This window comes from Streptosporangium sp. NBC_01639 (assembly GCF_045209755.1).
GTDB lineage: Bacteria > Actinomycetota > Actinomycetes > Streptosporangiales > Streptosporangiaceae > Streptosporangium.
The window spans coordinates 1,456,008-1,481,844 of the sequence record NZ_CP109272.1 but is presented as its reverse complement, the minus strand read 5'-3'; the positions used below and the strand labels follow the sequence as shown (position 1 = coordinate 1,481,844).

Below are 25,837 nucleotides of genomic sequence, written 5' to 3'. Positions count from 1 at the left end.
GGGGCCCTTTTCGGTGTCTCCGCTAGGGTTGCGCCGTGACCGTGATCGAATGGGCGGAGCCCGAGGACGCCGGCGAGATCCTGACCGTGCAGCGGGCCGCGTACGTCACCGAGGCCCAGCTTTACGGCGATCCGTTCATCCCGCCCCTGGTGGAGTCCGTCGGGCAGGTCCGCAAGGCCGTCGAGACCGCGACGGTGCTCGTCGCCCGTGAAGGCGGGCGGATCGTCGGCGCGGTCCGCGGCCAGATGTCCGCCACGACCTGCCTGGTCGGCCGTCTGGTGGTGGCGCCGGACGCGCAGGGCCGGGGAGTGGGCGGCACCCTGCTGACGGCCCTGCACGACGAGGTGGCCGCCGCTTCGGCGTTCGACCTGTCCACCGGGCACCTGTCCGAGGGCAACCTGCGGCTCTACCGCCGCCACGGTTACCGCGAGACGCGCCGGGAGCGGATGAGCGACCACCTGACCCTGATCCACATGCGCCGCGACCTCCAGCCATGAATCGCAAAGAATCGTCGATCACCGTCCTGGTCATCCTTCGCGACGGATGATCATCGTCCCGGAGTCCCGGAGTCCCGGAGTCCCGGAGTCCCGGAGTCCCGGAGTCCCGGAGTCCCGGAGTCCCGGAGTCCCGGAGTCCCGGAGTCCCGGAGTCCCGGAGTCCCGGAGTCCCGCTCGGGGGCCGGGCCGTACCGCGTATGCTGCGGATCATGTTGAAAGTGGGTCTCACCGGCGGGATCGGGTCGGGAAAGAGCGAGGTGTCACGGCGGCTGGCGGCCAGAGGGGCCGTGGTCATCGACGCCGACAAGATCGCCCGTGAGGTGGTCGAGCCCGGAACCGCCGGGCTGGCGCGCGTCGTCGGAGTCTTCGGGGACGAGGTGCTGCGCGAGGACGGGTCGCTCAACCGGGAGAAGCTCGGTTCGATCGTCTTCGCCGACTCCGAGAAGCTGGCCGCGCTCAACGCCATCGTGCATCCGCTGGTCGGGGAGCGGGTCGCCGAGCTGCAGCACCAGGCGGACGACGGCGCGATCGTGGTCTACGACGTGCCGCTGCTGGCGGAGAACGGCCTCGCCCCGATGTACGACGTGGTGATCGTCGTCGACGCCGCCGACGACGTCCGGATCACCCGGCTGGTCGAACGGCGCGGCATGAGCGAGCAGGACGCCCGGGCCCGCATCGCGGCCCAGGCGGCCCGCGAGGACCGGCTGAAGGTCGCCGACCTCGTGGTGCCGAACGAAGGGGCGCTGGAGGAACTGGAGGTCAGGGCGGACGAGGTCTGGGCCGAGCTGTCGGCCCGCAACGGCTGAGCGAGGCGGACACCGGCCCGTGACGGGCCCCGAGGCGCCGCCGCCACCCGTCCGTGCCGACGGCGTCAGCCGCGGCCTCCGGCCGCCTGGGCGGGAACACCGGGAGAGACGGCGGCCACCTGATCCCGATAGGGATCCATGTGGTTCAACGCCTGCGTGACGATCTCCGCGACGTCGTGATCCTCATACCCCGCCGGCAACGGCAGCCGTAGGGCGTCGAACAACAGCCTCGCCTCCTCCGCCGTCGGCTCCACGCCGAGCGGGGTGGCCTCCTCCACGGGCACCCGGCGAGCCTGGCTGAGGCTGGTCCGCAGTTCGGTCCGCCAGAGGTTGTAGTGCGGGCTGTCCCGGGTGAACACGACGGCCGGAAAGCGCGGCCCGCGCTGGGTGATGATCAGACGACTACCCGACATGTCCCAGCGGAACAGCGTCATCGTGCCGGAGAGCCGGACCTCCAGATCGAGGATCTGCCGGTAACGTTCCCGGTACCAGCAGGCGGCCAGGATCGTGGCGTACAGGTCCTTGCGGGTGCCCTCGGCGGTCCAGTTCTTCTCCTCGGCACCGGGCGCCGCCAGTTCCTGGTGCAACTGGGTGTACTGGGTGCACAGTCTGTCGTCGGTGGGATCGAGGATCTCGATCCGGAACTCCAGCGGACGGCGCTTGCGCAGCGAGATGGTGATGCACTCGGGCAGGGTGACGGCGCGCGTGTAGGTGCCGGTGCCGCCCTTGAACAGCCAGCGGTCGGTGTCGAGCCGGGCTTCGGCGAGCTCCAGGCTGATGGCCGAACCCGTGAGGGTGCGGGTGCCCTCGGTGGCGCTCAGCAGATCCCTGATGTCACCGGTGCCGGCGACCACCACCGCGACCTGCTGGGAGAGTTTGGTGCTGCGCGAACGGTCACGGAGCCAGGCGAACGCCAGCGCGGCCAGCACCGGCAGGATCGCGCCCGCCGCGTTCGCACCGTCGACCGCGTTCAGCACGTCGAGTGCGCCCACGATCAGTGCGACCAGGAAGACCACGACGAGATCGAAGTTCTCCCATGCGCTGCGCAGGGAGTTGTGGAGCCGTTGAGCGATCCGCATTCTGCCACCTTGATGTGGGCTGACCCGCGACGTCCGTTCTCGTGATCCGAATGCTAACCCGCCGGTCCTCGGCCGGGGAACGTGTTCAGAACTCCGCGTCCAGGGCGATCCGGCGGATCGCCGACAGGTAGGTGTCCAGCTCTCCCGGCTCGAACCTGCGGGTGCCGATGACGTACCAGAACTGCCCGGCCACCTCGCCCGACAGCTTGTAACGGCCGTCCGGGGCGATCGCGGCCCATCCCTCCGGCAGGCCGAGGAGGGTGGCCCGCTGGGTGGGGGCCGCACCGGGCCGGAGGTCCCACAGGACCACCACGCCGTCGTCTCCCGCGCTGGCCAGCAGGTCCCCCGCCGGGGCGAAGGCCACCGACCAGATCCGGCGGGTGTGCCCGGTCAGCGCGTGCAGGTGCCGGCCGGTCTCGGCGTCCCAGAGCCGCACGGTCAGGTCGTCGCCGCCGGTGGCCAGGAGCGAGCCGTCCGGACTGAAGGCGACGGTCCACAGCCGCCCCGAGTGGCGGGTGATGGCGTGCGCGAGCCGCGCCTGCCAGCGGGGCCCGGGGCGCAGGTCCCACACGCGGGCGTCACCGTCGTTGCTCGCGCTGGCCAGCCGTACCCCGTCCGGGCTGAAGGCCACCGAGTAGACCCGGTCGGTGTGGCCCTCCAGGACCGCGACGCACTCCCCGGTCTCGATGTTCCAGATCCGCACCAGCCGGTCGTCGCAGCCGGTGGCCAGGTGGCGGCCGTCCGGGTTGAAGGCGATGGAGCGGACCCGGCCGTGGTGCCCGGCGAGCTTGGTCACCTGGCGGCCCGTCGCCCGGTACCAGACGCAGACGTTGTCGTCGTCGTTGGCGGTGGCGATGTGCTCTCCGCCGGGGCTGAACGCCTCCGCCCACACGTGGTCGGTCTCGACGTCCAGTTCGCGCTCGTAGTCGCCGGTGGCGGCGTTCCAGAAGTGCACGCCGCCGTCGTTGCTCGCGGCGGCGAGCATGGGCCCGGCCGGGCTGAAGGCAGCGGAGATGAGCCGGTCCGCCTGCCCGGTGAACTCCCGCAGGCGGCGGCCGGTACGCGGCTCCCAGATCCGTACGACCCCGTCGTTGCCGCTGGTCGCCAGCATCCTCCCGTCGCCGCTGAACCGCACCGAGGTGATCTTGCGGCCGTGGCCGCGCAGGACGCGCTGGCATCGCCCTTTGACCGGATCCCACAGGCGGACGGTGCCGTCGTTGCTGCTGGTGGCCAGCTGACCGCCGTCGGGCCGGAACACGAACGGCCAGACGGTGCCGCGGTGCCCGGTCAGCTCCACCCGTTCCCCGTCGACGTCGACGCCCCGCAGGTGGACGGCGCCGCCCGCGTCCGAGCTGGCCAGCACCGAGCCGTCCGGGCTGAACCCGACCTGGTAGACGGCCGCCCGGTGGCCGGCGCGCACACCCCGTGAGGCGCCCGACACCGGATCCCAGAGCCGGATCTCGCCGTCGGTGTCGCCGGTCGCCAGCAGCCGGCCGGAGGGGGCGAAGGCCAGCGCGTAGACGCTGCCGGTGTGCCCGGTCAGCTCGTGCAGCACCCGCCCGTCCCGGGGATCCCAGATCCGCACCACGCCTTCACGGTCGCCCGCGGCCAGCAGCGTGCCACCGGGGTCGTAGGCGATGCGGTAGACGGAGCCGTGCTGCCCGGTCAGGGCTCTGATGAGCTCACCGGTCCGCACGTCCCACATCCGGACCGTTCCGCTCGCGTCGCCGGTGACGAGCGTGTCACCGCCCGCGTCGAACGCCGCCGTGTAGATCGGCGCCAGATGGCCGGGGAACTCCCGGTACGGCAGGCCGGTGGCGGTGTCCCAGATCCGCACGGCGCCGTCGGCTCCGCCTGCGGCTATCAACCGCCCGGTGGGACCGAACACCACCGGCCACACCCCGTCGCGGTGACCGGTGAGCACATGGGAGGCGCTCGCGGTGACCGGGTCCCAGAGCCGGACCGTGCCGTCGCTCGCCCCGGTGGCGAGCAGGTCGCCCGAGCGGCTGAAGGTGACGGCGTAGACCCGACCCCGATGCCCCGGCAGGTTCCTGATCGGCAGGCCCGTGCCGCTCTCGCAGAGCAGCACCCCGCCGTCGTCGCTGCCGATCACCACGGTCTCCCCGTCAGGGCTGTAGGCGATGGGTTCGGGCAGCCTGCTGGTCTGGAAGTGATGGCCGTACGGCACGCCGAGTGTGGCCGGGGCCAGCTGGGTCTCCACCGGATGACCCGGTGCGATCGCGGCGCCGCGCAGTTCGGGGATGCCGGCCACCGTGCCGGTGACGTCGATCAGCGCGGCCCGCTGCCAGCGGCTGCCCGCCAGCGACACGTCCCGCAGATCCGCCCTGGACAGCCGGGCCCGGGTCAGATCGGCGCCGCGCAGGTCGGCTCCGGTGAGCCGGGCGTCGTCCAGCCGGGCCCCGACCAGCCGTGCGTCGCGGAGCACGGCGCGCGACAGGTCGGTCCCGACCAGGACGGCGTCGGTCAGGTTCGCGCCGGTGAGGTCCACCTCACGCAGGTCGCGTGCCGACAGGTCCTCGCCGCGCAGGTCGGCGCCGCGCAGGTCGGTCATGGACGGGGTGCGCAGCCGTGTGGTGATCTTGATGGCGTTGGTCCGGGAGACGTCGGGCGCGGTGGGGTCGGCGAGGATCCCGGCGGCCCAGGACTGGCAGGCGCGCACGTCGGCCAGGTCGCACAGGAACTCCACGGTGAGCTGCGTCAGCGGCCTGCGCGCGAGTATCACCGGGTCGGCGAAGGTCGTGGCGATGTACCGGGCGACCAGCCACTCCATGACCGACGAGTGGATGAACCCGAACAGGCCCTCCTCGGTGCGGACCATCAGGCTGCCGGCCCCCACCGCGTGCGCGGTCTGCTCGCCCGACAGCTGTCCGTCCGCCAGGCCGGTCAGCGTCCCGGCGACCTCGGCGAGCTCCGCGGGCCGCAGGTAGGCCTCCCCGCTCTCCCACAGCCGCAGCGCCAGCGTGGTCACCGCCTGCCACAGCTCCCCGGCCCGCAGCCCGGCGGGCGAGCCCGGCACGTCCCGCACCCTGTGCTCCTCGAAGGCGAGCCAGGAGCCGAGGATCTCCTCGTACAGCAGTGCCGCGCTGAGGGTGTGCCGGGCCTTGGCGACGGTGGCCAGCCGCCGGTCGTCGAGGTCGGCGATGAAACTGAGCATGCGCGGGTTGGCCGCCAGACCGAGCAGGTCCTCGATCTCGCTCATCAGCGAGAACCGGTTCCCGGCCGCGCCCTCGTCGCCGTCGTAGCGGTTGACGAGATAGGAGTGGATCTGCGGGCGGGTGAAGTCCTCCACGCTGAGCAGCCGCCGTTGCGGGAGGACCCCCACCTTCTCGCCGAGCTTGGTGAGCACCTGGGTGCTGGACGCGAAGTGCTGGGTACGGCTGGCCACGACGATCTTCGCCCTGTCCTCGGTGGCCTGGAGCAGCGTGTCCAGGTGGTCGGCGGCCCGGTCGTAGGTCACCCGGGTCACCAGTTCGTCGAACCCGTCGAACAGCAGCACGATGCGGCCCTGGCGGAGCAGGTAGTGGAAGGCCTTCAGGTCGATGACGTCCTCGCCGTGGTTGGCCAGGTGCGCGGCGACCAGCCCGTCCAACGAGTGCGCCTTGTCCAGCGCGCGGAGCTCGATCAGGATCGGCACCAGATGGGGCAGCTCCACCGGGATCCGCCTGGCCAGCTCCCGCAGGGCGAAGGTCTTGCCGTGCCCGAAGTCACCCAGCACCAGCAGGAACCGGCCGTGGTCGGTGGCCAGCAGCCGGAGCAGCTCGTCGGTGAGCCCCTCCCGGACGCCCAGGCCCGGACGGTCCAGCTCCCGGAAGCGCTGCGGCACGTACAGCTCCTTCGGGTAGCGCCGGTCGGCGCGCAGCCGCGCCGTCTGGTCGGCCACGTATCCGGTCAGGTCGAGCAGTCCCTGGAACTCGGTGAAGCTGCGCAGCCGCAGCCCTCGCCGGGTCATCTCCTCGCGCAGTGCCCGCGCGGGCGGCGGCCCCTGGTAGACCAGCTCGGCGCCGTGCTCCAGCCCGGAGGCGTGCACCTGCCCGGCGAAGGCCTCCACGTCCGGAAGGCTCAGCTCCCCGGCGTGCGCGCCTATCCGCAGCTGCCGGACGAAGCCGTCTTCGGGATAGGTGACCAGGAGTTGCGGGACGTCGCCCGGCACTTTTCTGATCTTGACGCGCTCGTGCCGGGCCTCGCAGACCTCCGCGATCCGGTCCAGCAGCAGTGCGGTCGGGCCTGCCGCCCGCTCGGGCTCGGCCGCCGCGGGCCGGTCCTGCGGCGGCAGTGCGGCCGGTGCGACGCCTCCGGAGGAGAACGTCAGCCCCGTCGCGGTCCAGCGGCGTGCCAGCTTCTCAGCGGGAACGGGGTCGTCGCGGTCGCGATCCCAGCGGCGCAGGCCGTCGGATGTCAGCTCGACGAGCCGGTGGCGGCCGGGGGCGGGAGCGGGCAGGCAGAGCAGGTCGTCCGGGCCGCCCTCGCCGGCTCCGTGCAACAGCAGGTTCAGCCTCCTGGCCAGCAGGTGGTCAAGGGTCGCCGCGTCCCGCAGGTGGGCCGGCGAGGGCGGATGGGCGACGGCGCCGACCCGCAGCCAGCCCGCCTCCTCGAACGGCCGCAGCCGTTCGGCGAACCACGCGGCCTGTGCCTCGCCCAGGTAGCCGTACCGGTCCTCCTCGCGGTGGCTCATGGCCATGGTGGAGTTCAGCCCGGCCACCACGACCTTCAGGTCGGGGACGGCGAAGAGCGTCCACGGCTGGGCGCTGTCGAACTCCGGACCGTCGAGTCCGAGGTAGAGCTCCTCGAACAGGCCGGTGAAGTGCCGCCACTTGGGCCAGTACGGCGGCTGCGGGTGCACGTCGTCGGCCTCGCAGTTGCTGAAGTACGCCCGCGACGCGGCCTTCGTCACGTCCCGGGGCCCCGGGACGACGATCAGCCGCTGCGGCTCCAGCCCGAGCAGCACCCGCAGTCCGGTCAGGAACGTCGCGGCCTCGCCGAACTCCCGGCGGCTGCCCGACTCGGTCAGGTCCCCGGTCACGACCAGCAGATCCGGCCGCGGCACCCCGGCGTCCCGCAGCCGGGTCATGTCGGCCCAGATCCTCGGCTGCAGCTCCTCGGCCGTCAGCGGCTCGTCCTCGGCGGCCAGTCCCCGGCCGAACCGGGGGCCCGCCACGTGCAGCAGCGTGATCGACTCGCGCGGGGTGTGCGCCGACGGCCCGGCGGGATACGCGGGCGGCGCCACCGGGGTACGGCGGGCGCGGGCAGGCCGGTGCCGGACCGGTGCGGGCAGTATCTCGCCGGGGATGGTCGCGGGGCCGTTGGGGAACGACGGCCGGTCCAGCGGTTTGGCCCGGCCCGCCAGTGCCTGGCCGATCCGGTTCAGCAGCAGGGCCCGCGCCTGGTCGGGGTCGGCCACCCCGACCAGGTCCACCCAGGTGATCGTGGACAGCAACCCCTCCAGCGGGCAGTCCTCCAGCCGGACCGTGACCAGCTTGTTGGAGGGGTTCTCCGGGTCGGCGCGGAGCGCGGCCTGCCACTCCATCCGCCCCCAGCGGGATCTGAGGTAGTTGCGCGACAGCACCGCCACCACCAGCGCGGCCTCGCTGACACCCCGGTCCATGAACTCGATGAACTGGGTTCCCGGCACGAAGTCCCAGGCCTGGATCATGGTCCGGTATCCGGCGGCCTCCAGCTCCCACGCGATCCACGAGGCCCAGCGTTCGTCGGCGGGGGAGTAACTGACGAAGATGTCGACCGGTCTGTCGTCCCGTACCATCGCGTCTGCACCCCTCGCCACCGTCTCCGGAGTTCAGTATTCCCTGTGGGGACGGGGATTTGGAGGGGTTTGATCAAGGGCGTGCGATCTTGGCCGATCTCGTAGATCATGGGCGGTGTGCTGCGGCGACTGAGCGTGCTGGACTGGATCCGGATCGGCCTGCTGGTGGTCGGCGTCCTGTCCGTCGTCACCGGCCTGCTGCCGGCCGAGGAGGCCCGAGGTGAGCTGGCGCGCATCGCGCCCATCCTGCTGTTCCTCGGCGCCGTGATCGTGCTGGCGGAGCTGGTCAAGGAGGCCCAGGTCTTCGATGTGATCGCGACCCGGCTGGCGGTGGTGGGCCGGGGAAACTACGCCGCGCTCTTCCTGCTGTGCACGGCCTTCGCGTCACTGGTCACCATGTTCCTGAACCTGGACACCACGGCGGTGCTGCTGACGCCCGTCATGCTCGCCCTGGCGGCCAGGGCCGGGATCGCCGCGCTTCCGCTGGCCATGACGACCGTCTGGCTGGCCAACACCGCCAGCCTGCTGCTGCCGGTCTCGAACCTGACGAACCTGCTGGCCATGGAGCGGCTCGGCATGTCCACCCAGGAGTTCGCCGGGCGGCTCTGGCTGCCGCAGCTCGTCTCCGTCGCGGTCACCATGGCCTTCCTGTGGACGTTCTTCTGGCGGCGTGGCAGGCGCGGCGCCGACCGTTACGATCCGCCGTCCCCGGTGCCGGTCGCCGACCCGCTGCTGTTCCGGACGGCCGCCACGGTGTGCGCGCTGTTCATCGCCGCGATCCTGCTGGGGCTGCCGATCCAGGCGGCCGCCCTGGTCTCGGCGGTGCTGATGATCGCCGCTTTCGCCTGGCGCGACAGGTCCAAACTCACCTTCGCGCTGTTCCCCTGGCAGCTTCTCGTCTTCGTCACCGGCCTGTTCCTGGTGGTGCCCACCCTGAGCCGGTACGGCCTGGCCGGACTGATGGGCGCCCTGGCCGGGACCGACGGCGACGGCGACGGCGCCTACCGGGCGGCGGCCGTGGGAGCGGGGCTGTCCAACCTGATCAACAACCTGCCCGCCTACACCGCGGTGGAGAAGGTCATCCCGGTCGGGAACCAGGAACAGCTGCTGGCCCTGCTCACCGGCACGAACATTGGGCCGGTGATCACCCCATGGGCCTCGCTCGCCACCCTGCTGTGGTTCGAGTGGTGCCGCCGTCGCGGGGTGCGCGTGCCGCTGGTCACCTTCGTGCTGGCCGGGGCGGGGCTGGCGGTGGTGGGCGTGGCCGCGACCGTGGGCGTGCTGCTGCTCACCGGCTGACCCGGACCGCCTCCAGCAGCTCCTCCTGGAGCCCTGCCCGGCTCGCGACGAAGTCGCGCCCGCCTCCGGTCAGCGGAGCGCAGTCGAAGGGAGTGCCGTCGAAGGCGCTGACCACCGCCCCGGCCTCCTGCGCGATCAGCAGACCGCCCGGCAGGTCGACGATCCCGGTCTGGTAGCCGACGATCCCGTCGATGTCGCCCCGGGCGAGCATCACCCAGGCCAGCAACGGGGCCCAGAGCCGCAGCACCCGGCGGGCACGCCTGTCCAGCCCCGCCTTCAGCGCGCAGGCCACGGTGTCGCCGCGCCGTACGCCGTACCCCTGGATCCAGGCCAGTACGGGGCCGCCGCCGGCAGGCCGGTGGGGCGGGGCGGACAGCGGTCCACCGGGGCCGAGCGCCCCCCGGCCCCGGACGGCCGACCACGTCCTGCCGGTCACGGGCTCGTGCACGACTCCCAGCTCGGGTCGTCCGTGCCGGCACAGGGCCAGGCCCACGGCGTACAGGGGGAGGCCGATCGCGACGTTGTTGGTGCCGTCGAGCGGGTCGATGACCCAGGTCCACTCCGACTCCGCGTCGCCCAGCTCGCCCGACTCCTCGGCGATCACCGCATGGCCGGGGAAGGCGGTCAGCACCCGTTCCAGCAGCAGCTTCTCCGCGGCCAGATCCAGGTCGGTGACCACGTCGCCGTCATCGCCCTTGGCGTTGATCTCGATGGTTCCCCGGGTGCCCGCGACGATCAGCCGGCCCGCGGCCTCCGCGGCCTCGACGGCGATCCGGCGGGCGTGCTCGAGATCCGTCTCCTGGAGCATGCGGTCCTCCTCGGTGGTGCCGCGGGCCGGGCGTCCCGCCGGAGCGGGCGCGCGTCCCGGCGGGTGGCTAGGGCAGACGGTCGGCGGCGTGCAGCGCGGCCCGGGCGGTCTCCCGCGGATCGCAGTGCCGGCGGGGGACGAGATGGGCGCCGAGGTCGGGCGGGCCCAGGGACAGGTCGCTGCGGCCGGGGCGTCCCCGGCCCAGTGCGATGGTCGCGCTCTCCCCGCCGGGGACCACGCTGGCGTGGAACACCCCGGCGGGCAGCGCGTAGGTCTCGCCAGGACCGTACACCTCGCTCATCCCGGGGGAGCACCGCACGGTGCGCGGGGTCGGCCGGATGCGGTCGCCGTCGGCCCCGCTGACCACCTCGAAAACCCGGTGGGTGACGGCGGAGACCGTGTCGCCGACGTCGGCGCGTACGTTCTCCACCTGGCCGTACAGCACGTGGCTGAGCAGGTCCCAGCTGTGGCAGTGGATCTGGGAGGTGGTGGACGCGGCGTGCGGGAGCGCGCCGGACCAGATGTGCACGCACACGCCGTACTCCTCGGTCCGCTCCAGCGGCAGGCAGAGGAAGCCCAGCGGATGGCGTACACCGATGATCGGCGAGTCGCCGGAGCCGATGGCTTCGAGCACTCTCCGCGCCCAGCCGGGCAGGGATTCGCGGGCCGTGCCGCCGATCATCGCGTCATACAGATCCTGGTATCTCATCACAGATACGGGTTCTTGGCCCGAAGCGCCTTTCGCGTGAGGTCGGCGATGTCCCTGTCGGTGTAGGACCGGGGGAGTGGCAGACCGAGGGTCTCGAACAGTCTGCGCACCTCCTCGATCGTGGGCTCCTCGCTGAGCGGGACCGACCGGGCCAGCTCGACCGGAACCCGCCTGGCCTGCTCCAGGCTTGCCATCAGCTCGGTGGTGCAGCTGTCGTAGTAGAAGGAGCCCCTGCGGGTGATGAGCGCGCGGCGGGGATCCTCCCCGGTGATGATCAGCGACGAGGAGGACAGGTCCCACCGGAACGTCGTCATGGTGGCCGACAGCCCGATGTGGAGCTCCAGCAGCCCGAACCGCTGGTGATGCCAGCAGCCCGCGAGGATGGTGCCGAAGGCCTCCTTGCGGGTGCGCTCGGGCGTCCAGACCTCTCCCGTGCCGTCCGGCTCCTGCGACATCGACCGGCGGAAACGGGCGTAGGCCTCGCAGACCCGTTCGTCGCCCGGGTCGATGATCTCCAGGCGCATCAGCAGCGCGCGCCGTTCCCGGCGGGCGGCCGCGACGCATTCGGGCAGCGTCACCGCGCGCAGGTAGGTGCCCGTGCCGCCCTTGAAGATCCAGCGGTCGGTGTCTGCGCGTGCCTCCGCGTGTGCTCTGGCGATCTCCTCGGGGCCGTTGAGCACGTTCACGATCGACAGGTCCTGCAGTGCCCGGCCGGCCCCGGAGACCACGCCCTCCAGCCGTTCCAGCCGCTCCGGCAGCGTCACGGTCCTGGCGAAGCTCTCCCGCATCGCCTTCTCGGCCGGCTCCTGGCGCCAGCGGTCCCGCAGGATGGCGGTGGTCAGCAGCGCCAGCACCAGCAGGGTGCCGGACTCGATCACCTGGTCGCGCAGGGCCTTGTCGATCGAGTCGTCCAGCAGGCCCACCACACCGACGCCCACGGCGAGCAGCAGCGCGACGAAACCGTCGATGTTCTTACCGAGCCATGCCCCGAACCGTGCCATCCGCCCCATGTACGCCCCGTCCGTCCGGCCGCCGGTCAGCCCCGCCGCCATGGTAGATCGAGAACCGGGCCGTACTCCAGGGGTGGGGTGATCACCTGCCGCAGCCGCCGGGGCGGCGGCGCCCGGGTCGTCCGGGCCCTGACAGGCGGGCATCGGGACACTCGGGGGCGTCACACCCCGTCACCCCGGGTGGTCCGCCGGACGCCCGCCCGCCCTCCGCCTCCGCGGAGTGCGTGGACCGTCGTCCGGCAGCCACCGGAGAGGGATCAGAACCAGCCACGCCGCTGGGCCATGGCGTGCAGGCCGGCGCGGAGCGACTGCTCCACCTGCCCCGGGTGGTCGCTGTAGCGGACCGTGAACCGGTTGTAGGTGTCGTGGCTGGAAGTCAGGAAGCCGCCGCGCTTGTCGGCCTCCAGGATGACGTCCATCGCCTGCGGACCGGCGATGAAGGTCAGCTCCAGCTCGTTGAAGTGCCGGGCGTACTCGTGGCCCGCGTAGTACTCGATCTCCTGGAAGAACGGCATCCGCGAGCCGCGCAGGGTGCCGCGCTCCAGGTCGGCCTTCTTGAAGCGGAAGCCCGCGCCGTCCAGTGCGGCGAGCACGTGGTCCTGGGCGGGCAGCGGGCTGACGAACAGCGGGTCGAGGTCGCCCTTGTCCAGCGACCCGGCCAGGGCCAGCTCGGTGGAGACGCCCAGCTGCATGCCGCGCAGCGGATGGCCGCCCACGGCGCTGATCGGGGTCTCCCACGGCACGGGGATCTCGAAGGGGGCCGACTGCTGGGCGCCCGCGGGGAGATGGAACGGGCCGGCGACCTGCTGGCGCAGGAAGCTGTAGGTCGATCGGTGCTCGTTGTCGCCGCTCTCGACCTCGACCACCGCGGTGAGGTCGATGAAGATGCCCTCGACCTTGTAGTCGGAGCCGCCGCCGCGGAAGTTGACCTGCCCCCGCAGGACCTCTCCGGGGCGGACGCCGGAGTTGTTCAGGACCGTGTCGACTTCGACGCCCGCGCCGAACGCGGCCATCAGCTTACGGAACACCATCGGGCACTCCCAGGGGATAGAGGGTTTCAGTTGGGTTCAACGGGCGGCCTGATCTGACCGTTCCCGCGGCCGAGCTGCGGCAGGATCTGGGCCAGGAGCATGGTCGACAGTGCGGAGGACTCCCCGGATCCGCCGTCGGTGCGGACGACGACGGGGCGCGGGGCGTTCTCGGCGAGCCGGGCCCCCACGTCCAGGCGGCGCCGGGCCAGCTCGTACTGGAGCACGGCGCGGTTGTCCCGGTAGGAGTCGGCCAGCCGGCGCAGCCCCTTGGCCTCGTTCTCCGCGGAGGTGAGCTCGGCCCGCCCCTTGGCCTCGATCTCCCAGCGCACCCGCTGCGCCTCGGTCTCGTGCTCCTCCAGCATGCGGGCGACGTCTTTGCGCGCGGTGTTGGCGGCTGCCCGCACCTCCACGATGCGGGCGTCCCGCGTCTTCTTGGAGCGCTCGATCTCCATCAGCAGCGTGTCGATCCGCCGCTTGCGGGTGAGCTCCCACTCCCGTTCGAAGGCCGACAGCTCCTTGGCCACCTTCTCGCGGGTGGCCAGGTGCTGCTGGTACTGGTCGGGAAGCTGCACGTCCGGGATGTTGGCACCGGTGATCTTCACGCCGTACCGGCCGAGCTGGCGGGTCAGCAGCTCCTGCATGTCGCCGACGTCGGAGCCGCGCAGGTCGTAGGCGCGTTCGGTGTGCACCAGGCGGCTGCGCTGGCGGATGGCGTCCTGTACGGCGCTGCTGAGCACCAGGTCGAAGTTGCCCGCGCCGATCGTCCGGACGAAGGCGACGGGGTCGACGATGCGGAACTTCAGGAAGAACTCGATCGACTTCAGCGGCACGTTCTCCGCGGTCGGGCAGGCGACGATCGGGGCGGAGTAGGGGATCTCGGTGGAGGTGTCCACCACCGCGTCCACCCGGTCCCACGGCAGCCACAGGTAGTGGCGGCCCGGGGGCAGGGTGCCCACGATCGCCCCCCACCGGCTGCGCACCCCGGTGGTGCCCTCCTCGATCTCGATGATCGCCCGGCGCCAGAGCCAGACCAGCGCCGCGAGCAGGGACAGCACCGCGCCGAGCGCGGCGAGGGCGGAGAACACCCCGCCGGCCAGCAGTGCCGTACCGGCCAGGTAGAGGGCGAGGAACAGCAGCGTCACCCAGGCGAAGCCGCGGCGGTCCTTGGGGATGACCACCGGGACGAGCTGGCCGGACTCGCCGCCGCGCAGCAGCTGGCGGATCTCCGACCAGGAGGCCAGGGATTCCTTGATCTTGGAGAACTCTCTGCTCACCTCAGACCTCCTCTTCTTCCTGTGCGGTCTCCCGCGCGGCGGGCACCGTCGGCTGCGGAGCTCCGCCCGCGATGGGGAGCGCGGTCTCGGTGACCGGGTTGAGCAGGGCGTCGATCTCCGCGTCGCGGTCCTCGACCCGCTTGCCGATCTCGGTGATCCGTCCTCTGATCGCCGCCATGTCCGCCTCGGAGAACAGCTGCGTCTCCCGGCTGCCGACCAGCTGCCTGGCCAGGACGAGCAGGTCGATGTCGACGGACTCGCCGATCTGCACCACGTGGGGCAGGTGGGAGGCGACCGACTCCAGCTTGTCGAGCAGGTCCTGCTGGAACCGGTAGTCCAGGATCTCGGGGGCCTCGGCGGCGCTGAGCGCGCGGATGTCCAGCGCCTGCGCCTCCAGCAGCGCCGCGTTGGCCTTGGCGGTGGACTCCGCCTCCACCAGCCGCTGGCCGCCCTGCGCCTTCGCCTGGTGGGACGCGCGCTCCAGCGCGGTGTCCATCCGGGCCTGGTATCCGGCGATCTCGGCGTGGATGGCCGAGAGCTGCTCCTGCAGCCCGGCGAGCTCCTTGATCAGGTCGCCCTCGTTCTGCTCCTTGCGCAGCTGGAGTTCGTACTCGTAGGTGTACGCCTCCTTGGCGACCCTGATCATCTCCGGGGCGGCCAGGTCCATCCGGTACTCCTGGCTGGACGGCTCGGCGTGGGTGATGTTCACGTCGGTGAGCCGTACGGCGGGCAGGAACTGCTGGTTGAGGTTGTCCAGCATGCCCATGGTGCTCTCGCCGACCAGGTCGTAGATGTCCTCGGCGCGCTGGGCGTAGATGAGGGAGCGGGTGACCTCGCTGATGGCGTTCTGCAGCTTGGCCTGGAAACCGCCGACCGAGCCGAGGACGAAGATGAACTCGGCGGGGTCCTCGATCCGGAACTGCAGGAACAGGTCCACGCTGGCCTTGACGCCCTGCTGGGTCGGGGCCTCGCGGATGGGTGCGTTGAAGGGATACTCACGGGTGGTGTTGACGATGTAGCTGACCCGCTTCCACGGATTGAACAGGGTCACCCTGCCCGGTTCGGCGATCTGCACGAGCTTGCCGAACTTGGTGATCAGGGCTCTGCAGCCCTCGGGCACCATGACCACGCTCCGCCGCCACCACAGGAACGCGGCGGCCAGCACCAGCACGGCCCAGTAGTGCGGCCCGAACAGCACCCGCGCACCGGGGATGAGGCCGGTGGCGGCCAGTCCGACCAGGCCGAGTGCCGCCAGCACGACCAGGGGGATGACCACCCGGGCCGTGGTGCCCTTGGGGATCACCACCGGCGAGATCACATGGGCCGCCTCGCCGTCCGGGCCGGTGCCGGTGAAGCTGCGGTTGACGATCTCACCGGCCTCGTTCAGCGACGCGGTGCGGGCCTCGATGACCGTGCTCACGGACACGCCCTGCTCGCGGGCGGCCAGGAAGTCGCCCGGATTGAGGGAGAACCCCGGTTCGCCGGATCCCTGGCCCATGACCTGGCCCGCCACCTGACCGGCGAGCTGGCCCACCACCTGCCGCGGATCGCCGCCCTGCCCTATCGCCTGCGCGGCGGCCACCGCCGTCCGCATCGCCTCTCTTGGCCGGGACATCAAACCTCCGGAGTAGATATGTAGCGAACGTCCGATATATCACGATTCGTAAGTGGCTGCACGCGGAACAGTGAAGGGCATCCGGCTTGCGGAACGCTTGCTGGATGATTGAAAGGGACGGCCCGCTCCCGGACGAGAAGGAATGTCGGTGGCTCCACCTACAGTGGGTGGAGTGAGGCCGGTAACTGATTTGCAGCGCAAGGTGGCTCCCTTCGAGGTCGTCACCGACATGACCCCTTCGGGCGACCAGCCCACCGCGATCGCCGAGCTCGAGCGGCGGGTGAAGGCCGGTGCGGTGGACAACGTCCTGCTGGGCGCCACCGGCACGGGCAAGACCGCCACGGTCGCCTGGCTGATCGAGCGGCTGCAGCGGCCGACCCTGGTCATCCAGCCCAACAAGACGCTCGCCGCGCAGTTCGCCAACGAACTGCGCGAGATGATGCCCAACAACGCGGTCGAATACTTCGTCTCCTACTACGACTACTACCAGCCCGAGGCGTACGTCCCGCAGAGCGACACCTACATCGAGAAGGACTCGTCGATCAACGACGAGGTCGAACGGCTGCGCCACTCGGCGACCAACTCGCTGCTGACCCGCCGCGACACGATCGTGGTGGCGTCGGTGTCGTGCATCTACGGCCTGGGCACCCCGCAGGAGTACGTCGACCGGATGACCCGGCTCAAGGTCGGCCAGGAGATCGAGCGCGACAGGCTGCTGCGCCGGCTGGTCGACATGCAGTACACCCGCAACGACCTGGCCTTCACCCGGGGCACCTTCCGGGTGCGCGGCGACACGATCGAGATCATCCCGAAGTACGAAGAGCTCGCGGTGCGCATCGAGATGTTCGGCGACGAGATCGAGAAGCTCTCCACCATGCACCCGCTGACCGGCGAGGTGATCACGGAGGACACCGAGCTCTACATCTTCCCCGCCTCCCACTACGTCGCGGGCACCGAGCGGATGGAGAAGGCCGTCCGGGGCATCGAGGCCGAGCTGGCCCAGACCCTGGAGACGATGGAGCGGCAGGGCAAGCTCCTGGAGGCCCAGCGACTGCGCATGCGCACCACCTACGACCTGGAGATGATGCGCCAGATCGGCACCTGCTCCGGCATCGAGAACTACTCCCGCCACATGGACGACCGCGAGCCGGGCAGCGCCCCCAACACCCTGCTCGACTACTTCCCCGAAGACTTCCTGCTCGTCCTGGACGAGTCGCACCAGACCGTGCCGCAGATCGGCGCGATGTACGAAGGCGACGCCTCCCGCAAGCGCACGCTCGTCGAGCACGGCTTCCGCCTGCCGTCGGCGATGGACAACCGCCCGCTCAAATGGGAGGAGTTCCTGGAGCGGATCGGCCAGACCGTCTACCTGTCGGCCACCCCGGGCAGCTACGAGCTGGGCCGTTCCAAGGGCGACGTGGTGGAGCAGGTCATCCGGCCGACCGGCCTGGTCGACCCCGAGGTGATCGTCAAGCCGACGAAGTCCCAGATCGACGACCTGGTCCACGAGATCAGGACCAGGACCGAGAAGGACGAGCGGGTCCTGGTCACCACGCTCACCAAGAAGATGTCCGAGGACCTCACCGACTACCTCCTGGAGCTCGGCATCCGGGTCCGCTACCTGCACAGCGAGGTCGACACCCTGCGCCGCATCGAGCTGCTCCGGGAGCTGCGGATGGGGGAGTTCGACGTCCTGGTCGGTATCAACCTGCTCCGTGAGGGCCTCGACCTGCCGGAGGTCTCGCTGGTGGCCATCCTGGACGCGGACAAGGAGGGCTTCCTGCGCTCGGAGACCTCGCTGATCCAGACCATCGGCCGCGCGGCCCGTAACGTCTCCGGCCAGGTGCACATGTACGCCGACCGCATCACCCCCTCGATGGAGCGGGCGATCGACGAGACCAACCGGCGCCGGGCCAAGCAGACGGCCTACAACGAGGCCAACGGCATCGACCCGCAGCCGCTCCGGAAGAAGATCGCCGACATCCTCGACTCGCTCAACCGGGAGGACGCCGACACCGCCCAGCTTCTCGGCGGCAGCGGTCGCCAGCAGTCACGCGGCAAGGCCCCGGTCCCCGGCTTCGCGGTCAAACAGGCCGGCCAGCACGCCAAGGCGATCGCGGGGGAGATGCCCCGGGCCCAGCTGGAGGCGCTGGTCGAGTCGCTCACCGACCAGATGCACCAGGCCGCCACCGACCTGCAGTTCGAGGTGGCCGCCCGGCTCCGCGACGAGATCAAGGAGCTCAAGCGCGAGGTCCGCGACATGCGCGAGGCCGGGGTCTCCTGACGGAGCCGATGTCACCTGATCCGGCCGAGGTCACCTGACGTGGTCGGGGCACCTGACGGAGCCGAGGTCTCCTGATCCGGCCGAGGTCACCTGACGGAGCCGAGGTCACCTGACGTGGCCGGGTCTCCTGATCTGGCCGGAGTCTCGGGGGCGGGCCCAGCGTCGATCGCGGCCTGAGACGGCCGGCTCTCCTGGAGAAGGAGCGCCGATCCACCGCCCGCGCGGACGGCTAGGAGCATGAGCGCCGGTATCCGCCGCCCGCACAGGCGGCGGATACCGGCGCGGCGCCGCCGGTCGCCGGTCAGGACAGCCGGGCCTCGGCCCGCAGGAGTGCGGCCAGCGATCCGGCATCGGCCGCGGCCACGCCACGCCCGGCGAACCAGGTGGCGACGTTGCGGGCGTCGCGGTCGAGAAACTCCGCGCCGACAGGGTGGGCCACCACGTCCACGATCTGCGGCAGGTCGATGATGACCAGCCGGTCCTCGTGGACGAGGATGTTGTAGGGCGACAGGTCCCCATGAGCCAGGCCCTCGCGGGCCAGGACCACCATGGCGTCCACGAGCTGCTCCCACAGCTCCGCCAGCCCCTCGGAGACGGCGGCCAGGCGGGGTGCGGCGAAGCCGTCGGGAGTGCCGACGAACTCCTCCAGGATCTCGGTGCCGACGATCTGCACCGGGTACGGCACGGGCACCCCCAGCCCCCGCAGTCGGCACAGCGCCGCGAACTCGGCGCCGGCCCACTGCCCGGCGATCATCTGCTTGCCGAACCGGGATCGGCTGGCCATCGCCCGGCTGATCCGGCTGTCCCGCTCGCCGCGTCCTTCCAGATATCCGGCGTCGCGATGGAAGAGGCGGTTCTCCGCCGAGCGGTAGCGCTTGGCGGCCAGCAGGCAGACCCGGTCGGTGTCCGGGACGCCTCGCGAGATGAGATGGACGTCGGCTTCCTTGCCGGTCTTCAGGATGCCGAGTTCGGTGTCGACGGCGGCCAGTTCGGTGACGAGCCACTCGGGATGCGGCCGGGGGCCGCGCTCGGTGGGGGTGCTCAGGTCCCAGGTGGACCAGCGGTCGCCGGACGGCGGTCCGTCGAGGTCCTCGGGGGTGTTGGCAAGCCATTCGACGTCGTCGTCATCGAGCGCGTACTTGCCACGGCGGCGGTGTTCGGGATGCTTCGGCACTGCGGGTTCTCCGGATCGAGAGGCCCACCGGTGCGGCGATCAGGTCAGCGAGGACCGGTGGGAGAGGACTTGCGGGCATGAGAGAAGAAAGCAGCCACGGTCACCCTCCCTTCGTTCACGGCGCACAGCGGGCGCCGGATGATCGACGTCGACGATTATGCGGGGCCGTCCCGACCTGCCGCAAGCCATTTATCCGCCCGCCCTATGAGAGCGGACGGACAAGGCACTTCCGTCCCTGGTGCAGTGCCGCGTCGATCCTGTGAGGGTTGATCATGAGGCTCGGAATGGGCTGCCGACCCGCATCAGGCAACGTTTGCCCGGTTGTTTCGATGGACGCTTGGTTCTGGTCAGGGCTTGTGGACGTGTGCGTCGTAAAGCCTCCGGAGGAGGTCGTTGAGGTGCCTACGGTCCTGGTCGTCCAGCACACTGAGGAAGTCGTCTTGGCCCAAGGCTGCCGCGGCGGTGATGGTGTCGGCGAGCGTCTTCCCGTGGGCGGTGAGGGTGATCATACGGCGGCGGCCGTCTGCCGGGTCGGGCTGTCGCTTGATCAGTTCTTTGGCGGCCAGCAGATCCAGCACCGGCACGATGTTGCGGGCGTCCATGGCGACCAGGTGCGCGAGGTGCTGCTGGCCGATGGGTCCCTGATCCTTGAGCACCACAAGTATCGAGTGCTGGCTCTGGGACAGCTCGTGGGCGGTCAGGAATGCCGTCCACGAGCGTGCGGCCAGTGATCCCAGACGCGCCAGCAGAAAGCCGGTGCCGCGCTCGAACGCGGGACGGTCTTCGCTGCTTCCATTCATGGCCTCCACACTAGCAAATAGACATGAATCATGTCTTTCGATATACATGAAACATGTCTATTGAGCTGCGTCACACCCACCTGAACACCGGAGACGGCACGCTGCACGTCGTCGAGGCCGGCGACCCGCGCAGTCGGCCGTACCTGTTCCTGCACGGCTGGCCGGAATCGTGGCAGGCTTGGACGGACGTCATGACCCTGGCCGCACCAGACGCCCGCGCCATCGCCATCGACCTGCCGGGGGTGGGCCAGTCAACCGCCACAGGAGACGGGGGCGTCAAGCGGCTCGTGGCCGCCAGAATCCACGAGCTGATCCAGGCCCTGAATCTCACCGACGTCACCCTGGTAGGTCACGACGCCGGAGGGATGGTGGCCTACGCCTACCTCCGCCGATACCCTCAGACCGCTCGCGTCGTCATCATGAACACGGTGATCCCCGGAGTGGAGCCGTGGACCGACGTTCTCAAGAATCCCTATATCTGGCACTTCGGCCTGCACAATGTGCCGACACTGCCCGAGACGCTGGTGCAGGGACATCAGGCCGAGTACTTCGGCTACTTCTACGACGTCTTGTCAGTCGACCCATCGAAGATCGGCCCGGAGTCGCGTGCCGCCCACGCCGCTGCTTACAGCAGTGATGCCTCTCTCACCGCCGGATTCGACTTCTACCGGGCATTTGCTCAAGATGCCCGAGACAACACCGCTTCCGCCGCGGCCATTCGCACCCCGCTGCTCTACCTACGAGGCCAGAGCGAGGGAGGCGACATCGCGACCTACGCAGCCGGATTCCGTGAAGCCGGGATCGAGAACCTGACCACGGCTGTAGTACCAGGAGCGGGCCACTTTGCGCCAGAAGAAGCACCCGCCGAGGTGTGGCGACTCATCCGTGAGTTCGCTACCCGGTAGCTCCGCATCGACTTGCTGAGTGGTTTCGAGGTGAAGAGGTGAGCAAGGTGGCGAGTCCGCACGTCGTGGTGCTGCCTGCGGCGGTGCGCAAGCGGTTGAAGAAGCTCGCGTGTGCCTCGCCCCCGTACCGGCAGGTGGTGAGGGTGAAGATTCTGCTGGCTGCTGCGGGCGGGATGCGCAATACCGCGATCGCTGCCAAGGCCGGGGGTGCATGTGGAGACGGTCTGGCGACTGCGGAAGCGGTTCTGTGCCGAAGGTGAGGCGGCGATGACCGATCGGCCGCGCCCGGGCCGGGTGTCCGTCTACGGGCCTGCGGCGCGACTGAAGATCGTGGAGACGGTGACTGGGGAGAAACCCGAAACCGACTCGCACTGGTCTCGTGCCCTGCCGGCTGCTCACCTGGCTGGGCAGATTGGAATCTCAGCCGCGCAGGTCGGCCGGATCCTGGCTGACCTCGACCTTAAGCCGCACCGGGTCAGGGGCTGGCTGAACCGGCCGAAAGATCCTGAATTCGCGGCCAGAGCCCGCGCGGTCTGCGATCTATATCTGAACCCGACACCGAACGCGGTTGTGTGCCCTCGCATCGGTACCACGGCTGCGGCCGCGAAGGGCGGGCACGTCTTGAGGGGGAGACTCACCCCCCGATGAACGGGCTCAGATCGAGGTCGATGTCAACGTCGAAGCCGATGTAGGTGCGCAGCCGTCTGCGGTGGATGCCGGTGGGCACGTAGGCCTTGACGGAGGGCTCCAGCTCGAAGGTATAGACGACGGGCTGCTCGTCCTCCTGCTCGACTCGCCAGAAATGCCTGATCCCGGCGTCGGAGTATTTGATCGGCTTGGTGGTCCGATCTCGATCCATCGATTCGGGGGAGACCACTTCGACGGCAAGGCGCACGTCCGCGGGTTTGAAGGAGGTCGTCTTCATGGTCATCAACGCCGACCTGTCCACCACCATGATGTCGGGCTCGGGTCGTTGGCGGATCCCGAGCGTCACCGTCATCTCCCGGACGACGGTGAGATCGTCAGGAGGCGTGAGCTCCTGCTCGAAACGCCTCAGCACGAACATGTGAAACGCGGTCTGGGGAGACATCATGATCAGCGACCCGTCGATCAGTTCGACGTGCCGGGGGGCGTCGGGGGGGAGACGATCGAGCATGTCGGCCGTCCACCCGCCCGGCGGGCCCGGGTAGAACCATTCGGGAAGCGCCATGGTCATGGTGACCTCCTTCGACTCGCCCCTCGAAATTGCGCGACGTGTCCATGGTGACACGTTCCGTGGCCGTCAGCGGTGCTCTTCGGGGTGGGAGCGGTCGACCATGGCGCGCCGGTGGAGCTCGTCGATCTGGTCCAGCGGGTCGGGGGCGCGGCGGCGCGCCTCGATCTCGATGTCGGTGCGGTTCTGGATGTCGGCGATCCCGCCGGCCGCGTGCGCCATCTGGTCGTTGAGCAGGTCGGCGCGGATCCGCGCGCAGGAACTGGTCAACTTGGCGTGGTGCTCGCGCAGGCGGCCCAGGGAGGCGTGGTCGGCGTAGGCCGACACCCGGCTGTGCTGGGCGTAGAGACCGAGCTGGGCGTCGAGCTGGTCGGCGTGCGTGCCGATCTCGGCCACCAGCTGGGGCAGGTCGCCCAGGCCCCACCCGTCACGCAGCGCGTGGTCGACGGCCTGGCGGGTCAGGGAGACCTCACGGCGCAGGTCCAGGCGCATCCGCTCGGTCTCGGCGGCGTCGCCGGGGCCCATCGCCGCCATGTGGGAGGCGACCCGGGTGCTCACCTTGCGGGCCTTCTTGGTGGCCTTCTTGCCGACCTTGACCAGAAGGTAGATCCCGGCTCCTCCCAGGAGAAGGAGGAACAAGAAGATCACCAGCACGATGGTGAGGAAAGTGCCGATCGGAGCCACCTCCCGATGGGGGCGAAATGAGATTCTTCGAGCATAGCCCGCGCGTTCGGATGTGTGCGGTCGTCGATCAGCGGCGCTCTCCCCGCACGGTCACCGGTCAGGCCGGACTCCGCCGGAGCGTGCGGCGGCGCCGTACCTTGCGGATCGCCCACCAGGCGAACAGTGCCAGCACGGCCACCCCGATGACGACCAGGACCGGCAGGAAGATCGCGATCAGGCTCATGCCGAGCGCTCCGACGTCCTCCACGGTGCTGACGACGGGCGCGCCGACCCCTGCGGTCGACACGTTGACCACCGGCCTGGCGGTCGTCTTCATCACGTGCACGGCCAGCGCGATCACGATGCCCAGCACCCAGCTCAGCCAGGGGTTGTGGCTCATCCAGGTTGAGCCGTCGAGCCGGGCGGCCGCCTCGGTGGCGCTGAACACCACGCCGCCGGCCGCCGGGCGGACCACGGTCTGGATCATGTCGTTGACGCTGTCGACCACCGGGACCTTGTCGAGCACGACCTCGGCGAGCAGCAGCACGCCGATGATCCCGAGCACCCAGCCGTTGGACAGCCAGGCGAACTCCTGGGGGAGCCGTAGGCGATCGGTGAAGTTGGCGATCAGGCCGACCACGAGCAGGGGGATGTAGGCGTTCAACCCCGCCGCCGTGGAAAGGCCGAGACCGGTCAGTGCCGCGAGCATCGTGCCTCCGTCGTGTTCTCGTCCATCCTTCAACGGTTCCCGGACGCCGATGGATCCCGCCGGGCGCATCCGGATGCCTCCGGATGCGCCCGGGTGCCGCCGTCACGGCCGGGATGGGCGCCCGTCGTCGGTGAGCCGCCGGAGGCGCTCCATGGCGGCGGCGAACTCCTCGACCATGCCGAAGACGGTCTCGCGGGCCGGTCGGACCTGGTTCAGCTGGCCGACGACCTGCCCGACGAAGTAGTTGGCCAGCTCCACCGCCCCCGGCCTGCCCAGTTCGGCCGCCCGGCCGATCCGGGCCATCGCGCTCTCGGCCAGCAGCATCTGCAGCGGCATCGGCAGCGGTCCGGGACTCTCCTGAGCCTCGTCCCACTCCTCGGTCCAGGCGGACTTCAGCTGCCGGGCGGGCTTGCCGGTCCGCGACCGGGACCGCACGGTGTCGGAGGAGGTCGCGGCCAGCAGTTTGCGCTTGACCGCGGGGATGGTCTCGGCCTCCTCGGTGGTCAGCCAGACCGAGCCGCACCACACCCCCTCGGCCCCCAGCGCGAGCGCCGCCGCCACCTGGCGGCCGTCGGCGATGCCTCCCGCCGCCAGTACCGGGACGTCCACGGCGTCCACGACCTGGGGAACCAGCACCATGGTGGAGATCTCCCCGGTGTGTCCGCCCGCCTCCGACCCCTGCGCCACGATCACGTCCACCCCCGCCGCCACCTGGCGCCGGGCGTGCTCGACGGTCCCCACCAGCGCGGCGACCGGCACCCCGGCCTCCCTCGCCTTGCCCATCATCTCCGTCGGCGGCGGCCCGAGAGCGCTGGCGATCAGGGCGATCGGGTGTTTGAGCGCCACGTCGACGAGACCGGTCGCGCCCTCGGCGGTCACCTGCCGGCCCATCTCGTCGGCGTGGGCCGACATCGTGCCGGTGAACGGGTCGGGCGTGGTCACGCCGTACTTGCCGAACAGGTATGCGACGAAGTCGCGGTGCCGCTCGGGAATGGAGTCGGCGAGACGGCCACTCCGGTCGGCCGCCGACGCGTCGATCCTGCCGGGGACGAGGACGTCCACACCGTACGGCCGGCCGCCGACACGCCTGTCGATCCAGCTCAGTTCCGCGTCGAGCTGCCGGGGGGAGTAGGCGACGGCGCCGAGCACGCCGAACCCTCCGGCGTTGGTCACCGCGGCGACCACGTCGCGGCAGTGGCTGAAGGCGAAGAGCGGGAACTCCACGCCGAATCTCTCACAGATCGCGGTGCGCATGCCGCGACCGTAAGTCTCGGAAGCTCGTACGGTCCAGGGCCGGGGCTCGGCCGATGTTCAGCCGGGCCCGGCCGGGCCTCAGCCGGGGCTCAGCCGGGGCTCAGCCGGGCCTCAGCCGCGCCGGCCGGTCCGGCCCCGACCCGCTCGGCTCCGGCCGGTCCGGTGTCCCCGCCGGTCCCGCCGGTCCCGCCGGTCCCGGTGTTCCCGCTGGTCCCGCCGTCCGCGACGGCCTCGGTCTGCTCGGCCGGCTGGGTGCGGGATCCGGCGAGGTGGGGCGGCAGCCATCCGTCTCCGGGCACGTAGCGGCGGACGACCTTGGCCGGCACGCCGGCGATCACGCTGTGGTCGGGGAACTCGCCGCGGACCACGGCTCCGCCCGCGACCACGCACTGCCTGCCGATCCGGGTGCCCGGCAGGATGATCGCGCCGGTGCCCAGCCAGGAGCCCGAGCCGATGACCACGGGATTGTTGCGTGGCCACTGGCGGCCGATCGGCGTCTCCGGGTCGTCGTAGACGTGGTTCTGGTCGGTGATGTAGACGTACGGGCCGGTGAACACGTGATCGCCGATGTCGATCGACTGGTGGCCGACGATGTGGCTGCCCCGGCCGATCGAGCAGCTCCCGCCGATCCGCACGATCGAGGCCGGACCCAGGTCCACCCCCGGGCCCATGCCCGCGGAGATGGAGACGCGCTCGCCGACCAGGGTGTGCTCGCCTATCTCGATCCAGGCCTCGCCGAAGATCGCGCCGACGGGGAACGACAGGCAGGTGCCCTCGCCGAGACGGCGGAAGCGGTAACCGGCCGGATTGGCGGGGCTCACCGTGCCGGCGGCACGGATCGCGGCCCAGCCGCGATGGATGAGGCCGCCGGCGGCACGCCGTATGGCGCCACGAATCGACATAGCGAGCTAAGTTACCGCTTGGTCAT

Annotated in this window: 22 protein-coding genes; 7 read left to right on the top strand and 15 right to left on the bottom strand. The window is 70.6% G+C overall.

Annotated features, from left to right (window positions below):
• The first annotated feature begins 35 nt into the window (after positions 1-35).
• Together OHA77_RS06630 and coaE are read left to right on the top strand one after the other, a co-directional pair.
• Complete coding sequence (locus tag OHA77_RS06630) at positions 36-497, top strand: GNAT family N-acetyltransferase (protein ID WP_326821551.1); 462 nt, start codon at positions 36-38, stop codon at positions 495-497.
• 209 nt (positions 498-706) lie between these two features.
• A complete protein-coding gene (gene coaE, locus OHA77_RS06625; protein ID WP_406316854.1) occupies positions 707-1,303 on the top strand; it encodes a dephospho-CoA kinase in 597 nt (198 codons plus the stop codon).
• A 65-nt stretch (positions 1,304-1,368) separates the two neighbouring features.
• On the opposite strand, the gene OHA77_RS06620 is transcribed toward coaE, so the two are convergent.
• Complete coding sequence (locus OHA77_RS06620; protein ID WP_406316852.1) at positions 1,369-2,382, bottom strand: hypothetical protein; 1,014 nt, start codon at positions 2,380-2,382, stop codon at positions 1,369-1,371.
• A gap of 85 nt (positions 2,383-2,467) precedes the next feature.
• Positions 2,468-8,161 (bottom strand): TIR domain-containing protein, encoded by a 5,694-nt coding sequence (locus OHA77_RS06615; protein ID WP_406316850.1) that lies wholly within the window; start codon positions 8,159-8,161, stop codon positions 2,468-2,470.
• A 108-nt stretch (positions 8,162-8,269) separates the two neighbouring features.
• Between OHA77_RS06615 and OHA77_RS06610 the strand changes: the two genes are divergently transcribed.
• Positions 8,270-9,460, top strand: a complete 1,191-nt coding sequence (locus OHA77_RS06610; RefSeq protein ID WP_326821554.1) for an SLC13 family permease — start codon at positions 8,270-8,272, stop codon at positions 9,458-9,460.
• Here the strand turns inward: OHA77_RS06610 and OHA77_RS06605 are convergent.
• From OHA77_RS06605 to OHA77_RS06580, 6 genes are all read right to left on the bottom strand, one after another.
• Positions 9,450-10,268, bottom strand: a complete 819-nt coding sequence (locus OHA77_RS06605; RefSeq protein ID WP_406316849.1) for an inositol monophosphatase family protein — start codon at positions 10,266-10,268, stop codon at positions 9,450-9,452. The two genes, OHA77_RS06610 and OHA77_RS06605, sit on opposite strands and share 11 nt — an antisense overlap.
• A 67-nt stretch (positions 10,269-10,335) precedes the next feature.
• Positions 10,336-10,977, bottom strand: a complete 642-nt coding sequence (locus OHA77_RS06600; protein WP_406316847.1) for a hypothetical protein — start codon at positions 10,975-10,977, stop codon at positions 10,336-10,338.
• Entirely contained in the window at positions 10,977-12,029 is a 1,053-nt protein-coding gene (locus OHA77_RS06595; protein ID WP_406316845.1) for a hypothetical protein, read from the bottom strand. The genes OHA77_RS06600 and OHA77_RS06595 overlap by 1 nt, the downstream gene beginning before the upstream one ends.
• Positions 12,030-12,244: 215 nt before the next feature.
• Positions 12,245-13,018: a sporulation protein gene (locus OHA77_RS06590; protein WP_406316844.1), complete on the bottom strand. Its 774-nt coding sequence runs from the start codon at positions 13,016-13,018 to the stop codon at positions 12,245-12,247.
• A 26-nt stretch (positions 13,019-13,044) separates the two neighbouring features.
• Positions 13,045-14,292 carry an SPFH domain-containing protein gene (locus tag OHA77_RS06585; RefSeq protein WP_326821559.1) on the bottom strand — a complete coding sequence of 416 codons (1,248 nt, stop codon included), beginning with the start codon at positions 14,290-14,292 and terminating at the stop codon, positions 13,045-13,047.
• Position 14,293: 1 nt separating this feature from the next.
• Positions 14,294-15,907, bottom strand: coding sequence for an SPFH domain-containing protein (locus OHA77_RS06580; RefSeq protein WP_326821560.1), 1,614 nt, complete (start codon positions 15,905-15,907; stop codon positions 14,294-14,296).
• 172 nt (positions 15,908-16,079) lie between these two features.
• Here OHA77_RS06580 and uvrB point away from each other — a divergent pair, with 172 nt between their 5' ends.
• A complete protein-coding gene (uvrB, locus tag OHA77_RS06575; RefSeq protein WP_406316842.1) occupies positions 16,080-18,191 on the top strand; it encodes an excinuclease ABC subunit UvrB in 2,112 nt (703 codons plus the stop codon).
• A gap of 301 nt (positions 18,192-18,492) precedes the next feature.
• Here the strand turns inward: uvrB and OHA77_RS06570 are convergent, their stop codons facing one another.
• Together OHA77_RS06570 and OHA77_RS06565 are read right to left on the bottom strand one after the other, a co-directional pair.
• Positions 18,493-19,365 (bottom strand): serine protein kinase RIO, encoded by an 873-nt coding sequence (locus OHA77_RS06570; protein WP_406316841.1) that lies wholly within the window; start codon positions 19,363-19,365, stop codon positions 18,493-18,495.
• Positions 19,366-19,712: 347 nt separating this feature from the next.
• Positions 19,713-20,165 (bottom strand): MarR family winged helix-turn-helix transcriptional regulator, encoded by a 453-nt coding sequence (locus tag OHA77_RS06565; protein WP_326821563.1) that lies wholly within the window; start codon positions 20,163-20,165, stop codon positions 19,713-19,715.
• Between the two features lie 53 nt (positions 20,166-20,218).
• Here OHA77_RS06565 and OHA77_RS06560 point away from each other — a divergent pair, with 53 nt between their 5' ends.
• From OHA77_RS06560 to OHA77_RS06550, 3 genes are read left to right on the top strand one after another with little or no spacing between them, the layout of a single operon-like run.
• On the top strand, positions 20,219-21,070 hold the full coding sequence (locus tag OHA77_RS06560; protein ID WP_406316839.1) for an alpha/beta fold hydrolase: 852 nt from the start codon (positions 20,219-20,221) through the stop codon (positions 21,068-21,070).
• 38 nt (positions 21,071-21,108) lie between these two features.
• Complete coding sequence (locus OHA77_RS06555; protein ID WP_406316838.1) at positions 21,109-21,330, top strand: hypothetical protein; 222 nt, start codon at positions 21,109-21,111, stop codon at positions 21,328-21,330.
• A gap of 7 nt (positions 21,331-21,337) precedes the next feature.
• Positions 21,338-21,718, top strand: coding sequence for a hypothetical protein (locus OHA77_RS06550; RefSeq protein ID WP_406316837.1), 381 nt, complete (start codon positions 21,338-21,340; stop codon positions 21,716-21,718).
• Here the strand turns inward: OHA77_RS06550 and OHA77_RS06545 are convergent.
• The 5 genes from OHA77_RS06545 to OHA77_RS06525 form a co-directional block, all read right to left on the bottom strand.
• Positions 21,705-22,286: a Uma2 family endonuclease gene (locus OHA77_RS06545; RefSeq protein WP_406316836.1), complete on the bottom strand. Its 582-nt coding sequence runs from the start codon at positions 22,284-22,286 to the stop codon at positions 21,705-21,707. The two genes, OHA77_RS06550 and OHA77_RS06545, sit on opposite strands and share 14 nt — an antisense overlap.
• A gap of 66 nt (positions 22,287-22,352) precedes the next feature.
• Entirely contained in the window at positions 22,353-22,967 is a 615-nt protein-coding gene (locus OHA77_RS06540) for a hypothetical protein (protein WP_326821566.1), read from the bottom strand.
• A gap of 97 nt (positions 22,968-23,064) precedes the next feature.
• Entirely contained in the window at positions 23,065-23,655 is a 591-nt protein-coding gene (locus OHA77_RS06535) for a DUF4126 domain-containing protein (RefSeq protein ID WP_326821567.1), read from the bottom strand.
• Between the two features lie 102 nt (positions 23,656-23,757).
• Positions 23,758-24,909 (bottom strand): NAD(P)H-dependent flavin oxidoreductase, encoded by a 1,152-nt coding sequence (locus OHA77_RS06530; RefSeq protein ID WP_406316835.1) that lies wholly within the window; start codon positions 24,907-24,909, stop codon positions 23,758-23,760.
• A gap of 89 nt (positions 24,910-24,998) precedes the next feature.
• A complete protein-coding gene (locus OHA77_RS06525) occupies positions 24,999-25,811 on the bottom strand; it encodes an acyltransferase (RefSeq protein WP_406316834.1) in 813 nt (270 codons plus the stop codon).
• Positions 25,812-25,837: the final 26 nt, after the last annotated feature.